Source organism: Streptomyces odontotermitis (assembly GCF_050510915.1).
Taxonomy (GTDB): Bacteria; Actinomycetota; Actinomycetes; order Streptomycetales; family Streptomycetaceae; genus Streptomyces.
Map to the genome: position 1 here is coordinate 182,699 of NZ_JBNJLS010000004.1, position 15,380 is coordinate 198,078.

The following is a 15,380-nucleotide window of genomic DNA, read 5'->3' on the forward strand; positions in this document are numbered from 1 at the left end:
GCTACAGCCCGAACACCCGCCGCGCGTTCCCCGCGAGGAACAGCTCCGTCGTCTCCTCGTCCAGGTCGAGCGAGCCCAGGTCGGCGAGCGCCTTCTCCGGCGTGATCATGGGGTGGTTGGTGCCGAAGAGGACCTTCCTCCGGCCATGGGCGCGCAGATAGCGGACGAGCTCCGGCGGGTAGCGGCGGGTCGTGTAGGCGGAGGTGTCGATGTGGACGTGGGGGTACTTGGTGGCGAGAGCGACCATCTCCTCCGTCCACGGGTAGCCGATGTGCCCGGCGACGATGGTCAGTTCGGGGAAGTCCAGGGCGACGTCGTCCAGATACGGGACGGGGCGCCCGGTCTCGGAGGTGCGCAGCGGCCCGGTGTGTCCGACCTGGGTGCAGAAGGGGACGCCAAGCTCGACGCACTCCGCGTACAGCGGGTAGTAGCGGCGGTCGTTGGGCGGCAGCTCCCACAGCCAGGGCACGACGCGCAGCGCCTTGAATCCCAAGTCGCGCACGGCGCGCCGCAGTTCCCGCACCGCGGCCATCGGCCTGCGCAGATCGACCGAGGCGACGCCGGACAGCCGGTCGGGTGCCTCGGCGACGACGGCGGCGACCTCGTCGTTCGAGATCAGCGCGCCCTCGGGTCCGTGCCAGGCGCTGAGCAGCGTGTGTGCCACGCCGCCCGCGTCCATCGCCGCGAGGGTCGCCGCCACCGGCAGCTCCTCGGTGAGCTCGGCGGGTTCACCGGTCCAGCGGCGCAGCGAGGCGAACATCTCGTGCCGGCTGAGGCGGAGGGTGGGGTGCTGCGCCCACACGTCGATCACTGGCACGCGGCTGCCCCCGTCTGACACGTCCAAACCCTCTCCCCTTCGCACTTTCCCATGCGCCTTTGCCACGGCCCCTGTTGCGCGGCGCTCGGCCCCCACCTCATCACACCCCCCTTGACCCGGCCATCCCCTTCCTTGACACACTGCACTCGCTCCACTCCCCCCACGAAGCACGGAACACCCATGTCTCACCTCAACCGCCGCCGCTTCCTCCAGATCGCGGGCGCCACCGCGGGTGCCGCGGGCGCGGCCGCCGGAGTCGCGGTCCTGACCGACAGCATCGACCGGGCCTCGGCCATACCCCCCGACCGCCGTTCCGGGTCCATCGAGGACATCGAGCACATCGTCGTCCTGATGCAGGAGAACCGGTCCTTCGACCACTATTTCGGGACGATGAGGGGCGTACGGGGCTTCGGCGACCCCCGCCCCGTCTCCCTGCCCAGCGGGAAGTCCGTCTGGCACCAGGAGGACAACGGCGGCAAGGAGACGCTGCCGTTCCACCCGGACGCCGAGGACCTCGGCATGCAGTTCATCGCGGGCCTCGACCACGACTGGGCGGGCGGCCACAGCGCCTTCAACAACGGCAAGTACGACAACTGGGTCCCGGCGAAGGGCATCGGGACGATGGCGCACCTCACGCGCGAGGACATCCCGTTCCACTACGCCCTCGCGGACGCGTTCACGATCTGCGACGACTACCACTGCTCGTTCATGGGCGCCACGGACCCCAACCGCTACTACATGTTCACCGGCCACGTGGGCAACGACGGCAAGGGCGGCGGCCCGGTCCTCGGCAACCAGGAGGCGGGCTACGACTGGACGACGTATCCCGAGCGCCTGGAGAAGGCCGGGATCTCCTGGAAGATCTACCAGGACATCGGCGACGGGATGAGCGCGAAGGGCAAGTGGGGGTGGATCGACGACGCGTACCGCAGCAACTACGGCAACAACTCGCTGATGTACTTCCACAAGTACCGCAACGCCAAGCCCGGTGACCCGCTCTACGACAAGGCCCGCACCGGCACCGACGCCAAGGCGGGCGACGGCTACTTCGACGTGCTCAAGGCCGACGTCAAGGCGGGCAGGCTCCCGCAGATCTCGTGGATCGCCGCGCCCGAGGCGTTCTGCGAGCACCCCAACTGGCCGGTGAACTACGGCGCCTGGTACATCTCCCAGGTCCTGGACGCCCTCACGTCCAACCCCGAGGTGTGGGCCAGGACGGCCCTGTTCATCACCTACGACGAGAACGACGGCTACTTCGACCACGTCGTGCCGCCGTACGTCCCGAAGGACGCGAGCCAGGGCAAGTCCGCCGTCGACACGAAGCTCGACTACTTCCCCGGGGACGCCGAGTACGACGAGGGGGTCTACGGGCTCGGGCAGCGCGTGCCGATGATCGTGGTCTCGCCGTGGTCGACGGGCGGCTTCGTGAACTCCGAGGTCTTCGACCACACGTCGATCATCCAGTTCATGGAGAAGCGCTTCGGCGTCAAGGAGCCCAACATCTCGCCCTGGCGCCGGGCCGTCGCCGGCGACCTCACCTCGGCGTTCGACTTCAGCGGCAAGGACACCGACCCGGCCGACCTGCCCGACACCGACGGCTACCGGCCCCCGGACCGCAAGCGCCACCCGGACTACGTCCCGCACGCCCCCGCGGGCCCGGCCCTGCCCAAGCAGGAGAAGGGCTCCCGGCCCTCGCGCCCGCTCCCCTACGCGCCACGCGTCGACGCCGCGCTCTCCCCGTCGTCGGGCAAGCTCGAACTCACCTTCCGCAGCGGCGAGTCGGCCGGCGCCTGCTTCCACGTGCGCTCCGGCAACCGCACCGACGGCCCCTGGACGTACACCACGCAAGCGGGCGGGACCGTCTCCGACACCTGGAGTCCGGAGTACTCGAAGGACGCCCACGACCTGTGGGTGTACGGGCCCAACGGCTTCCTGCGCGTCTTCAAGAACTCCGCCAAGACCGCGGGACCGGAGGTGGAGGCGCGCCACGAGAAGGCCACCGGCAACCTCAGGCTCACGCTCACCAACGCCGGTTCGGCCGAGGTGAACCTCACCGTCACCAACGCCTACGGCGGCGCCGAGGAGACCTTCAAGGTCAAGCCCGGCGCGACCGTGCACCACACCGTCGACCTGCGCGCCGGCAAGCGCTGGTACGACGTCAGCATCGTCTCGGACACCGACAAGGGGTTCCTGCGGCGGCTCGCGGGGCGGGTGGAGACCGGCCGGGCGGGGGTGAGCGACCCGGCGCTGATCACCGGCTGAACCCTGGCCGGTCCCCGGCCGCCGGCGGCGCCCCGGGGTGTAGGCCCCACGGTGGCGGGTACCGGCGGAGGCGCACCACGGCACTCCGCCGTGCGCCTTCGAGGAGGTGGCCGCCGCCATGGTTCACGACGCCCTGGACCACGACGCCCTGGCCCGGGCCCTGCGGAACCGCGTCGACGGCGAGGTGCGCTTCGACGCGGGCACCCGCGGGGCCTACGCCACGGATGCCTCGAACTACCGGCGGGTGCCGATCGGCGTGGTCGAGCCGCGCACCGTCGAGGACGGTGCCGCGGCGGTCGCGGTGTGCGCCCGCTTCGGGGCGCCGGTCCTGTCCCGGGGCGGCGGCACCAGCCTCGGCGGCCAGTGCACCAACACGGCGGTCGTCATCGACTGGACGCGCCACTGCGACCGGCTCGTCTCGGTCGACCCCGAACGGCGCATCTGCGTGGTCGAGCCCGGCATCGTCCTGGACGAACTCAACCGTCAACTGGCGGCTCACGGGCTGCAGTTCGGGCCGAAGCCCGCCACGCACAGCCACTGCACCCTCGGCGGGATGATCGGCAACAACTCCTGCGGGGCGTCCGCGCAGGCGTACGGCAAGACCGTCGACAACGTCCGCCGCCTCGACGTCCTCACCTACGACGGGACCCGCTTCTGGGCGGGCCCCACCCCGGAGGCCGAGCTCAAGGAGATCGTGGGCGCGGGCGGGCGGCGCGGCGAGCTCTACGCGGGCCTCCGCGACGTGATCGGCCGCAGCCTCGGCGAGGTCAGGCGCGGCTTCCCGCCCATTCCGCGGCGCGTGTCGGGCTACAACCTGGACGCGCTGCTCCCGGAGCGCGGCTTCGACGTGGCGCGCGCCCTCGTCGGCAGCGAGGGCACCCTCGTCACGGTGCTCCGCGCCGAGCTGGACCTGGTCCCCGTACCGGAGTACGAGGCGATGCTGGTCCTCGGGTACGACGACATCTGCGCGGCCGCCGACGACGTGCCGCGCATCCTGGAGCACGCCGCACCGGCCCAACTGGAGGCCCTGGACGGGCGGATGGCGCAGCTGATGCGCGCGGAGCACGTCCACCTCGGCTCGCTGGACGAGCTGCCCGCGGGCGAGAGCTGGCTCCTGGTGCAGTTCGCCGGGGCGAGCCGGGAGGAGGTCGACGGTCAAGGGCGGGCGCTGCTGGGGGCGTTGGGGCGTGCCGGGCACGACGCGACGGTGGCGTTCTCCGACGACCCGGCGCGCGAGCAGCGGATGCTCAGGGCGCGGGAGGCCGGACTCGGGGTCACCGCGCGCCCGCCCGGCGGCCGGGACACCTGGGAGGGCTGGGAGGACTCGGCGGTGCCGCCGGAGCGGCTCGGCGCCTATCTGCGCGCACTGAACGGGCTGTTCGCCGAGTTCGACTACGACCGGCCCACGCTCTACGGGCACTTCGGGCAGGGCTGTGTGCACACCCGTATCCCCTTCGAGCTCACCAGCGCCGAAGGAGTCGCGCGCTTCCGGGAGTTCCTGCTGCGGGCGGCGCGGCTCGTCGTGTCGTACGGCGGTTCGCTGTCCGGGGAGCACGGCGACGGGCAGGCGCGCGGCGAGCTGCTGCCGCTGATGTTCGGCGAGCGGATCGTGTCCGCCTTCGGCGAGGTCAAGGCGCTCTTCGACCCGGACGACCGGATGAACCCGGGGAAGGTCGTCGGCCCCGGCGCGGGCGGCACGCCGCGCCGCGCCGACGAGGACCTGCGGCTCGGCGCCCGGTGGCGTCCTGGCAGCGCCCGGACGCGGTTCGGCTACCCCGAGGACGGGGGCTCCTTCACCCGGGCCGTGCTGCGCTGCGTCGGCATCGGCGACTGCCGCTCGCACAGCGGCGGTGTGATGTGCCCCTCGTACCGGGCGACCGGCGACGAGGAGCACTCCACGCGCGGCCGGGCCCGGCTGCTCTTCGAGATGCTGGGCGGGCACGCCGACTCGGCCGTGACCGACGGCTGGCGCTCCACGGCGGTGCGCGACGCCCTCGACCTCTGTCTGGCCTGCAAGGGCTGCAAGTCGGACTGCCCGACGGGCGTCGACATGGCCACGTACAAGGCGGAGTTCCTCTCCCACCACTACGCGGGACGGCTGCGTCCGGCCGCGCACTACTCGATGGGCTGGCTGCCGCTGTGGGCGCGGCTCGCCCGGCTCGCGCCCGGCCCCGTCAACGCCGCCCTGCACGCGCCGGGGCTCGCGCGGCTCGGCAAGCGCGTCGCCGGGGTGGCGGCCGAGCGCGAGGCGCCGCTCTTCGCCCGCGAGCCGTTCACCGACTGGTGGCGGGCGCACGGCACCCCACGGCCCGACCCGGCCGACCCACGGGCGGTCCTGCTGTGGCCGGACACGTTCACGAACTCCTTCCACCCCGCGATCGCGCGGTCGGCGGTGCGCGTCCTGTCCGCCGCCGGGTTCCGGGTCGCGGTGCCGGACGTGCCGGTGTGCTGCGGTCTGACGTGGCTCTCCACCGGCCAGCTCGGCACCGCCCGGCGGGTGTTGCGCCGCACGCTGCGCGTCCTGCGGCCGTGGCTGGACGCGGGTACGCCCGTGGTCGGCCTCGAACCCTCCTGCACCGCGGTGTTCCGCTCCGACGCCCCCGAGCTGTTCCCCGACGACCACGACGTGCGCCGCCTGGCACGGCAGTTCAGGACCTTCGCCGAGCTGCTCGTCCACGACGCCCCGAAGGAGTGGCGGCCGCCGCGGCTCGCCCGGGCCGCCACCGTGCAGACGCACTGCCACCAGCACGCCGTCCTGACGTACGACGCGGACCGTGAACTGATGCGGCGCGCCGGGATCGACGCGCGCGTCCTCGACGCCGGGTGCTGCGGGCTCGCGGGCAACTTCGGCTTCGAGCGCGGTCACCACGCGCTGTCGACGGCCGTCGCGGAACAGGGCGTGCTGCCCGGCGTACGGGAGGCAGCGCCGAGCGCCCTCGTGCTCGCCGACGGGTTCAGCTGCCGACTGCAGATCGACCAGGGCGCCACCGGACGGCGCGCCCTGCACCTCGCGGAGGCCCTGGCGCTCGGCCTGGCCGGGCCGCTGCCCGCGACCTGCCCGGAGCGGGCGGCCGCGCGGCCCTCCCCCGCACCGACCCGAAAGGAAAGGTCAGTCCCGTGGCGATGAAGGTTTCCGACCATGTCCTGGAGCGACTGCGCGAGTGGGAGGTCGACCATGTCTTCGCCTACCCGGGCGACGGCATCAACGGCCTGCTCGCCGCCTGGGGACGCGCCGACAACAAGCCGGAGTTCATCCAGGCCCGGCACGAGGAGATGGCCGCCTTCGAAGCGGTCGGCTACGCGAAGTTCTCCGGCAGGGTGGGGGTGTGCGCGGCCACGTCAGGGCCGGGCGCGATCCACCTCCTCAACGGCCTGTACGACGCCAAGCTCGACCACGTCCCGGTCGTCGCGATCGTCGGGCAGACCAACCGCAGCGCGATGGGCGGCTCGTACCAGCAGGAAGTCGATCTGCTGAGCCTCTACAAGGACGTCGCCGCCGACTTCTGCACGATGGTCACCGTTCCCGAGCAGCTGCCCAACGCCATCGACCGGGCGCTGCGCACGGCGCGGGCGCAGCGGACCGTCACGGCCGTCATCATCCCGGCCGACGTGCAGGAGCTGGACTACTCGCCGCCGCAGCACGCCTTCAAGATGGTCCCCTCCAGCCTGGGCTGCGCCCGCTACGCCCCGGTCCCCGCGGACGTCGAGATCACCCGCGCCGCCGAGGTCCTCGACGCGGGCGAGAAGGTCGCCGTGCTCATCGGGCAGGGCGCGGCGGGTGCGCGGGCCGAGGTGAAGGAGCTCGCCGACGTGCTCGGCGCGGGCGTGGCCAAGGCGCTGCTGGGCAAGGACGCGCTCCCCGACGACCTGCCGTTCGTGACGGGCGCGATCGGGCTGCTCGGCACCCGGCCCTCGTACGAGATGATGCGGGACTGCGACACGCTCCTGGTGATCGGATCGAGCTTCCCGTACACGCAGTTCATGCCGGAGCTCGACCAGGCCCGCGCGGTGCAGATCGACATCGACCCGCACATGGTCGGACTGCGCTACCCGTTCGAGGTCAACCTGGTGGGCGACGCGCGGGAGACCCTGCGGCGGCTGATCCCCCAACTCACCAAGAAGAAGCACGGCAGTTGGCGGGGGCAGATCGAGAGGAACACCGAGCGCTGGTGGCAGGTGATGGAGCGGCGGGCCGCCGTGGACGCCGACCCCGTCAACCCCGAGTACGTGGTGCACACCCTGGACGGGCTGCTCCCGGACGACGTGATCCTGGCCGCCGACTCCGGCTCCGCCGCCAACTGGTACGCGCGGCACCTTCGGATGCGCGGCACGATGCGCGGCTCCCTTTCGGGCACGCTCGCCACGATGGGGCCGGGGGTGCCGTACGCGATCGGGGCGAAGTTCGCGCATCCGGGGCGTCCTGCGCTGGCCCTGGTGGGCGACGGCGCGATGCAGATGAACGGGCTCGCGGAGCTCATCACGGCCGCCAAGTACTGGCGCCGGTGGGAGAATCCGCAGCTGATCGTCGCCGTCCTCAACAACCAGGACCTCAACCAGGTGACATGGGAGATGCGCGCCATGTCGGGCGCCCCGCAGTTCCTGCCGTCGCAGTCCATCCCGGACGTGCCGTACGCGGACTTCGCGCGCTCCATCGGCCTCGGCGGGGTGCGGGTGGAGAAGCCCGGCGACGTGCCGGGCGCCTGGCGCGAGGCCCTCGCCGCCGACCGTCCCTTCGTCGTGGACTTCCGCGTCGACCCGGCGGTGCCGCCGATCCCGCCGCACGCCTCCCTCGACCAGATCGAGGCCGCGGCCGCCGCGATCGTCAAGGGCGACAGCGACCGGACGGGCATGGTGCGCCAGGGCTTCAAGGCGAAGGTCCAGGACATGCTGCCGGGCGGCCGCCACCGGCACGGCGAGGACGCGTGAGGCCGGACAGGGGACACGTGAGGACAGGCGAAGGGGGCGGGGGCATGCCCGAGACCGTCGTCATCACCGGCGCCAGCGCCGGAGTCGGCCGCGCCACCGCCCGGCACTTCGGCCGCCGGGGCGCCCGCGTGGCGCTGATCGCCCGCGGCAGGGCCGGGCTCGAGGCCGCGGCCGCCGAGGTGGAACGGCTCGGCGGGCGCGCCCTGGTGCTGTGCGCGGACGTGGCGGACCCCGCGCAGGTGGAGCGGGCCGCCGACGCGGCCGAGGAGGCGCTCGGACCGATCGACGTGTGGGTCAACTCGGCCTTCACGTCGGTGTTCGCGCCGTTCGCGGAGATCGGACCCGAGGAGTACCAGCGCGTCACCGACGTCACGTACCTCGGCTTCGTCCACGGCACCCGGGCCGCCCTGCGCCACATGCTGCCCCGCGACCGCGGCGCCGTCGTCCAGGTCGGCTCGGCCCTCGGTGAGCGGGCCATTCCGCTGCAGTCGGCCTACTGCGGGGCCAAGCACGCCGTGAACGGCTTCAGCTCCGCGCTGCGCACCGAACTGCTCCACCGGCGCAGCGGGGTCCGGGTCACCGTGGTCCAGTTGCCGGCCGTCAACACCCCGCAGTTCTCCTGGGTGCGCAGCCGCCTTCCGCACCGGCCGCAGCCCGTGCCGCCGATCTACCAGCCCGAAGTCGCCGCCCGCGCGGTCGTGTTCGCGGCCGACCACCCGGAGCGCAAGCAGTACTACGTCGGCGGTTCCACGCTCGCGACCGTCCTCGCGAACCGGGTGGCGCCCGCCCTCCTCGACCGCTACCTCGCGCGTACGGGGTTCGCCGCCCAGCAGACCGACGAGGCGGCGCCCGCGCACCAGGACGGCAACCTGTGGGGTCCCGAGGACGGCCCTGGCGGGGCGGACTTCGGCGCCCACGGGGCCTTCGACGACCGGTCCCGGACGCGCTCGCTCCAGGCGGGTCTCGCCCGCCGCACCGCCGCCCTGCTGCGCTCGCTCACCGCACCGGCCCGGCTGCGTTTCCCGGGGTCCGTGCGGGGCACCCGGGCCGCGCACCACGACGCGGAGGTGAGGTGAGCGCCACCCATGCGATTCCGGGACCGCGCCCAGGCCGGACGGGCCCTCGCCGCCCGGCTCTGCGCACATCGCGAAGAGGGCTCCCTGCCGGGCCCGTTGGCCGTCCTCGCGCTGCCGCGCGGCGGCATCCCCGTCGCCGACGAGGTGGCCCGGGCCCTGGACGCCCCGCTGGACGTGCTGGTGGCCCGCAAGGTCGGCGCCCCCTTCCAGCGGGAGCTCGCCGTCGGGGCGCTCGCGGGCGACGACCCGCCGCTGTTCGACGAGCGGACCCTGGAGCGGCTCGGCCTCACCCCGGCCGACCTCACCGCCGAGGTCGAGCGGGAGCGGGCGGAGCTGCGGCGCCGCACGGAGCGGTACGGGCGGGGCCGGACCGCGCCCGAACTGGCCGACCGGACGGTGGTGGTCGTCGACGACGGCCTCGCCACCGGGGCGACCGCGCGCGCGGCGCTGCGCTCCCTGCGCCGCCGCCGGCCCCGCCACCTGACGCTGGCGGTGCCCGTGTGCTCCCGCCAGGCGGCCCGGCTCCTCCACGAGGAGGCCACCGACCTCGTCGCCCTCCACCAGCCCGAGCCGTTCGAGGCCGTCGGCCTCTGGTACCAGGACTTCGGCCAGCTCACCGACGACGTGCTCCGTGTCCTGGCCGAGCACGACCGCCGCGCACGGCGCCCGGCGGCACGGGCGGTACCGGGCGGTTGACCCGCAGGCACCCCCGTACGGACACCTCGTACGGACACCCCGTACGGACACCTCGTACGCACGACCTGTACGCACGACCCCCTACGCAGAAAGGCAGTTGACCCACCATGCGCATCGCCTTCCTCACGGCACCCGAGGGCGTCGAGCAGATCGAGCTGACCGATCCCTGGCAGGCCGTGACCGACGCGGGCGGCGAACCCGTCCTGGTGTCGACGGCGCCGGGGCAGGTACGGGCCTTCCACCACCTCGACAGGGCCGATGCGTTTCCGGTGCAGGAGGTGGTGGGCGAGGCCAGCGCGGCGGACTTCGACGGCCTGGTCCTGCCCGGCGGGGTCGCCAACCCCGACCACCTGCGCACCGACGAGCGGGCCGTGGCCTTCGTGAGGGAGTTCTTCGAGCGCGGCAAGCCGGTCGCGGCGATCTGCCACGCGCCGTGGACGCTGGTCGAGGCGGACGTGCTGCACGGCCGGACGCTGACGTCGTGGCCGAGCCTGCGCACCGACATCCGCAACGCGGGCGGCGACTGGGTCGACGAGCAGGTGAAGGTCTGCGACGGCGGCCCCAGCACCCTGATCACCAGCCGGAGGCCGGACGACCTCAAGGCGTTCTGCGAGGCGTTCCTCGACGTGTTCGGCAGGCACGTGCCCGGCCCGCAGGAGTGATCGTGGCGTTCCGTTCCCCGCCTCCCCCGCCGCCCGCCGCCCGCCGGGTCACGGGCCGCACGGTCGACGCGACGGGCGGCGCGGGGTTCCGACCCCGGCACCTGCTTCAGGAGTGCGTCAGCGCACCCTGCCCCGCGGCTTCAGCGGGACCGGCGGCAGATCCGGTGCCGGGATCGGGGCGCCGGCGTAGCCCTTGACCTCGCCGAAGCGCGTTCCCGTCATCCAGTCCTCGCGGGCCTGCGCGATCTCCTCCTGGGTGCGGCCGATCCAGTTCCAGAACATGATCAGCTCCTCCTCGAACGGCTCGCCGCCGAGGAGCATCAGGCCCGCGTCCGACGCGGCGCGCAGCGGGAGTTCGGTGCGGCCGCAGCCCAGGTAGAGCATGGAACCGGGCAGCATCGGGACGCCGTCCACGTGGGCCTCGCCGGACATGGACAGAACCGCGTACTCGAAGTCCGGCTCCAGGGGGACACGGACGTCGGCGCCCTGCGCGAGCGACAGGTCGGCGCCGACGAGGGGGGTGTACGTCGTGCCGGGGGACGTGGCGTCGTCGAGGGTGCCGAGCACGACCGTCGCGGTGAGCCCAGGGGCGGTGACGCGGGGCAGCTCCGCGTGGTGCTCGAAGTGGGGCTCGGTGTGCCGGTGGGCGTCCGGCAGGGCCACCCAGAGCTGGGCGCCGTGCAGGAAGCGGGCGTGCTCCCGGGGCGTCTCCTCCGAGTGGGAGATGGCCCGGCCCGAGGTCATCAGGCCCAGCTCGCGGGGGCGGACCGTCGCCAGGCTGCCGACGCTGTCGCGGTGCAGCACCTCGCCCTCGTGCAGCCAGCTCACGGTCTGCAGGCCCATGTGGGGGTGGGGCGGGACCTGCATACCGGGCTCGTCGGCGATGTCGTCCGGGCCGTAGTGATCGACGAAGCACCAGGCGCCGACCATGCGGCGGCCCAGATTGGGCAGCAGCCGGCGCACCTCGGTGGACTCGCCGAGCTTCACCTTGCGAGGGCTGAGGAGTTCCCGCACCGGCTCGGCGACGACGAACCCGCGACCGCCGCACAGGGCGGGAGTTGCCTCGCGATCAAGATTGCTCATGGCGCACAACCTAGCCGCGCGGGACGCCGCCCGTCAGGCATGGACGCGATAGTGGAATATTTGACTATCTCGGTCCGTTGTGGACCGACGAAGACCGGAGCACCCGCCCGGCCCACGCCGAGGAGGCAAGGAGACAGCGGTGGAGATGACGTACTACGACCACGGAACGGCGGCGGAGCGCTGGGAGCGCGCGCGGCAGTTCTTCGACGCCAAGGAGTACGCCACGGCGGCGCGCGTCCTCGACGGCCTGGTCGCCGAGGTGCCCGAGCAGGTCGCCCCGCGTCTCCTGCTGGCCCGCTCCTACTACCACTCCGCCCAACTGCGCCGCGCCGAGGGCGAGTTGCGCGCCGTCCTGGAGCGTGACCCGGTCGAGGAGTACGCCCGCCTGATGCTGGGGCGCACCCTCCAGCGGCAGGGCCGGGACGCGGAGGCCGAGCCGCACCTGCGGATGGCCGCGGCGCTCGCCGGGGAGTTCCCGGCAGACGCGGCGTAGTCGCAGTCACAGTCACAACGGCGCCCCAACTAATGCGCATTAGTTGGGGCGCCTCTCTAGCCCCGGCCGTCGGCTGTCGCCACAATTGCCGCGACCCGGCGGAGGTTTCCTCGGCCCTGTCGGGAGGCTGACCTCCCGACGGCCGGGGGATTGTGCCGTAGGGGGCGCGGGCGGACTCCCGCGCCGTGCGCTCCGTCGCGCGCCTCTTGATACGGAGGACCGCGCCGGAAGGCCGCGCCGCCAGGAGACCCCCACTCCGCCCGCTCCCCCTACGTCCACAGCGCCTCTGCCAGCGCGGCACCCAGGAGCACCGCGCCGAGCCCGGCCACCACGCTCGCCACCGCGTTGGCCGCCGCGTAGAAGCGCGCTCCGGACTCGGCCAGGCGCAGCGTCTCGTACGAGAAGGTCGAGTAGGTCGTGAGCGCCCCGCACAGGCCGGTGCCGACAAGGAGTTGGAGGCCGGAGGAGCCTGCGCCCGCGGCCACCGCGCCGGTGACCAGGCCGAGCACCAGGCTGCCCGCGACGTTCACGGTGAAGGTCCCCCAGGGGAAGACGCTGTCGCGCCGGGCCTGCACGGCACGGTCGGCGAGGAACCGGAGCGGGGCGCCGACCATCGCCCCGACGATCACCAGCAGCCAGTTCACCGCGCACGCTCCCGCGCGACGAGGCGGCGCGTGAGGCCGGCCGCTCCCCAGACCGCCGCGAGCGCCGCGAGCAGCGTCAGGGCCAGATAGGCGAGGCCGGTCCCGGCACGCCCGGTGTCGACGAGGCGCCGGATGTCCACCGCGTACGTGGAGAACGTGGTGAAGCCCCCGAGCACGCCGGTCCCGAAGAACGGGCGGACCAGGCGGTGGACCGGCCACACGTCGGTGATCAGGACCATGAAGACGCCCATCACCGCGCAGCCGACGGCGTTGACCAGGAGCGTCGTCCAGGGGAAGGCGTCGGGGGCGGTGGGCCAGAGCAGCGAGGCGCCATACCGGGCGGAGGCGCCGACGGCGCCGCCGAGGGAGACGGCGGCCACGACCGGCCCCAGTTCGCGGGCCGCGGCCCGGGCGTCGGCACCCGGGACGTCGGGGTCAATCGGTTCCGCCCCGGCGCCGGCAGCCGCTTCGGACGGTGGCTTGGGGCCACTGGACATGCTTCTCCTACTCGCCAGGCGCCCCGTACACGGGTACACGGGCGCGCTCGTTCGCAAGCAGGGACCGTTGGCGGCGCCTTCGCCGCGGTTCGGGTACGGCGGGCCCCACCGCCGCGCGGCGACCTCGAAGATCGCCGCCGTGTTCAGGCTAGCCTCCGGGCCCCCGCGCGCGCACGCCGGGGCCGGGGCCACGGGGCTCACAGGGCGGCGAGCGCGCTCTCCACCACGTCAAGGAGCGCCTGCCGGTCCGAGCGCACCCGGGCGAGGACGCGCAGCCCGTAGTACGTGCTCAGGATCTGCCGCGCCAGCGTCGCGGGGTCGCCGTCGGCGGTGAACTCGCCCGCGCGCTGCCCCCGCGCGATCGTCTCGCGCAGCGCGGCCTCGACCGTGCTGAACTGCCGGTCCACCTCCGCGCGGACCTCGGGGGCCGAACCGGCCATCTCCACGGCCGCGTTGATGGCGAAGCAGCCGGTACGCCCGCCCTCGCCGGCGAGGTCCATGTCGATCGCGTGCGTCATCAGCTCGCGCACCCGGTCCCGCGCCGGGCCCGGCCGCTCCAGGAGGGCGACCTGCTCGCGGGTGGCCGACTCGTAGTACGTGCGCAGGGCCCGCAGGTAGAGGGCCCGCTTGTCGCCGAAGGCGCCGTACAGGCTGGAGGGGCCCACCCCGGTGCGCTCCGTGAGGTCGCGCGTGGAGGTGCCCTCGTAGCCGTGGCGCCAGAACACGTCCATGGCCGCGTCGAGGACACGGGTCTCGTCGAACTTCCTGGGTCGCGCCATGCGGCCAAGCCTACGGGTCCGGGGCGTCTGCATCCGCCGTTTTGAAGCGACTGCTTCAAAACGTGTTAGCGTCGTGCCCCGCGCGGCGAACGCAGCGCAGAGAACGCAGGACACACGGGAGGGGACATCGTGCCGTTGGCCGTCTACATCCTCGGGTTGGGGATCTTCACCCAGGGGACTTCGGAGTTCATGCTGGCGGGCCTGCTGCCCGGCATGGCCGCCGACTTGAACGTGTCCATCCCGGACGCGGGGCTGCTCATCTCGGCCTTCGCCGTCGGGATGGTGGTGGGGGCCCCGCTGCTCGCGGTCGCCACCATCGGCTGGCCGCGGCGCACCGCCCTGGTCGCACTCCAGGCCGTGTTCGGCGCGGCGCACGTGGTGGGGGCGATGGCCTCCGGCTATCAACTCCTGTTCGCCACACGGATCGTGAGCGCGGTCGCGTACGCCGGGTTCTGGGGCGTCGCGGTCGCCACGGCGGTGGCGCTCGTGCCCGCGGCGGCGCGCGGCAAGGCCGTCGCCGTGGTGGCGAGCGGGCTCACGCTCGCCACCATCGTGGGCGTGCCCGCGGGCACCGTCCTGAGCCAGGTCGCCGACTGGCGGGCCGCGTTCTGGGCGGTCGCCGCGGCCACCGCCGTCAGCCTGGTCTGCACGGTGTTCGCGGTACCGGGCGGGCGCGGCGACGCCGAAGGCGCGCCTTCCGTCCGCACGGAGCTGCGCGCCATGGCCCGGCCGCAGCTGTGGCTCTCGTACGCGATCACGGCCTGCGCCTTCGGCGGCGTCATCGTCACCTTCAGCTATCTCGCCTCGGTCCTCACCGAGGTGAGCGGGGTCTCCGAGGGCTGGGTGCCCGCGGTCCTCGCCCTGTTCGGGGTCGGCGGGCTGCTCGGGATGGCGGTCGGCGGGCGGCTCGCGGAGAAGTTCCCGATCCGCGTCCTCGCGCTCGGCACCGGCACTCTCGCGGCGGCCTCGGCGCTGCTCGCCCTGACGGCGCGGAGCACGGCCGCGACGGTGGTCCTGGTCTTCGTGCTCGGCGTGGCGGGCTACGTCACCAACCCGGCCCTGCAGTCACGGGTGTTCGCGCTGGCGCCGGGCGCCGGGAACCTGGTGGGCGCCGTCAACACCTCGGCCTTCAACGTCGGCAACACCCTCGCGCCGATGCTGGGCGGCCTGGTGATCAGCGCGGGCTTCGGTTTCGCGGCCGTGGCGTGGGTCGGTGCCGCGCTCGGCGGGCTCGGGCTCGCGGGCGCGGTGTGGGCGGGGCGGCTGCAGCGCAGGAGGGACGGTGGGGAAAACCGGAGTGAGAAGTCTCGACTCAGCCGTGATGACCGTCCTGTACCGGTACGGCTGCAATGACTGAGTGGCAACTCTCCTCGTAGATCAGTCAGTTCACGCAGGTCAGCGGCGTCGTACGGCACGGCTCCCGCACGACGGACCGTGGTGGGCCC

Annotated in this window: 13 protein-coding genes; 8 read left to right on the forward strand and 5 right to left on the reverse strand. The window is 73.4% G+C overall.

The genetic code is table 11. The features are described 5' to 3' along the window. Position 1: 1 nt before the first annotated feature. Positions 2-817 (reverse strand): amidohydrolase family protein, encoded by an 816-nt coding sequence (locus tag ACQB60_RS14340; protein ID WP_496926327.1) that lies wholly within the window; start codon positions 815-817, stop codon positions 2-4. 180 nt (positions 818-997) lie between these two features. Between ACQB60_RS14340 and ACQB60_RS14345 the strand changes: the two genes are divergently transcribed. The 6 genes from ACQB60_RS14345 to ACQB60_RS14370 all read left to right on the forward strand — a co-directional run bounded on the left by ACQB60_RS14345 (position 998) and on the right by ACQB60_RS14370 (position 10,439). Further along, positions 998-3,079 (forward strand): phosphocholine-specific phospholipase C, encoded by a 2,082-nt coding sequence (locus ACQB60_RS14345; RefSeq protein ID WP_496926328.1) that lies wholly within the window; start codon positions 998-1,000, stop codon positions 3,077-3,079. A 118-nt stretch (positions 3,080-3,197) separates the two neighbouring features. Next, positions 3,198-6,206 carry an FAD-binding and (Fe-S)-binding domain-containing protein gene (locus tag ACQB60_RS14350; protein WP_496926329.1) on the forward strand — a complete coding sequence of 1,003 codons (3,009 nt, stop codon included), beginning with the start codon at positions 3,198-3,200 and terminating at the stop codon, positions 6,204-6,206. Further along, the gene (locus tag ACQB60_RS14355) at positions 6,203-8,005 is read left to right on the forward strand and encodes a thiamine pyrophosphate-requiring protein (RefSeq protein WP_496926634.1); all 1,803 of its coding nucleotides are present in this window, start codon (positions 6,203-6,205) and stop codon (positions 8,003-8,005) included. Before ACQB60_RS14350 ends, ACQB60_RS14355 begins: the two co-directional genes overlap by 4 nt. Positions 8,006-8,049: 44 nt before the next feature. Next, the gene (locus ACQB60_RS14360) at positions 8,050-9,081 is read left to right on the forward strand and encodes an SDR family oxidoreductase (RefSeq protein ID WP_496926330.1); all 1,032 of its coding nucleotides are present in this window, start codon (positions 8,050-8,052) and stop codon (positions 9,079-9,081) included. A gap of 9 nt (positions 9,082-9,090) precedes the next feature. Further along, complete coding sequence (locus tag ACQB60_RS14365; protein ID WP_496926331.1) at positions 9,091-9,777, forward strand: phosphoribosyltransferase; 687 nt, start codon at positions 9,091-9,093, stop codon at positions 9,775-9,777. Positions 9,778-9,884: 107 nt separating this feature from the next. Further along, positions 9,885-10,439 carry a type 1 glutamine amidotransferase domain-containing protein gene (locus ACQB60_RS14370; RefSeq protein ID WP_496926332.1) on the forward strand — a complete coding sequence of 185 codons (555 nt, stop codon included), beginning with the start codon at positions 9,885-9,887 and terminating at the stop codon, positions 10,437-10,439. Positions 10,440-10,556: 117 nt separating this feature from the next. On the opposite strand, the gene ACQB60_RS14375 is transcribed toward ACQB60_RS14370, so the two are convergent. Further along, complete coding sequence (locus ACQB60_RS14375) at positions 10,557-11,522, reverse strand: pirin family protein (RefSeq protein ID WP_496926333.1); 966 nt, start codon at positions 11,520-11,522, stop codon at positions 10,557-10,559. Between the two features lie 139 nt (positions 11,523-11,661). On the opposite strand from ACQB60_RS14375, the gene ACQB60_RS14380 reads away from it, so the two are divergent. Next, complete coding sequence (locus tag ACQB60_RS14380) at positions 11,662-12,015, forward strand: tetratricopeptide repeat protein (protein ID WP_496926334.1); 354 nt, start codon at positions 11,662-11,664, stop codon at positions 12,013-12,015. Positions 12,016-12,284: 269 nt separating this feature from the next. Here the strand turns inward: ACQB60_RS14380 and crcB (ACQB60_RS14385) are convergent, their stop codons facing one another. From crcB (ACQB60_RS14385) to ACQB60_RS14395, 3 genes are all read right to left on the reverse strand, one after another. Beyond that, entirely contained in the window at positions 12,285-12,659 is a 375-nt protein-coding gene (gene crcB / locus ACQB60_RS14385) for a fluoride efflux transporter CrcB (protein ID WP_496926335.1), read from the reverse strand. Continuing rightward, positions 12,656-13,156: a fluoride efflux transporter CrcB gene (crcB, locus tag ACQB60_RS14390; RefSeq protein WP_496926336.1), complete on the reverse strand. Its 501-nt coding sequence runs from the start codon at positions 13,154-13,156 to the stop codon at positions 12,656-12,658. Before crcB (ACQB60_RS14390) ends, crcB (ACQB60_RS14385) begins: the two co-directional genes overlap by 4 nt. Positions 13,157-13,353: 197 nt before the next feature. After that, positions 13,354-13,935, reverse strand: coding sequence for a TetR/AcrR family transcriptional regulator (locus tag ACQB60_RS14395; protein ID WP_496926337.1), 582 nt, complete (start codon positions 13,933-13,935; stop codon positions 13,354-13,356). A 129-nt stretch (positions 13,936-14,064) separates the two neighbouring features. Here ACQB60_RS14395 and ACQB60_RS14400 point away from each other — a divergent pair, with 129 nt between their 5' ends. After that, on the forward strand, positions 14,065-15,288 hold the full coding sequence (locus ACQB60_RS14400; protein ID WP_496926338.1) for a Cmx/CmrA family chloramphenicol efflux MFS transporter: 1,224 nt from the start codon (positions 14,065-14,067) through the stop codon (positions 15,286-15,288). Positions 15,289-15,380 lie beyond the last annotated feature (92 nt).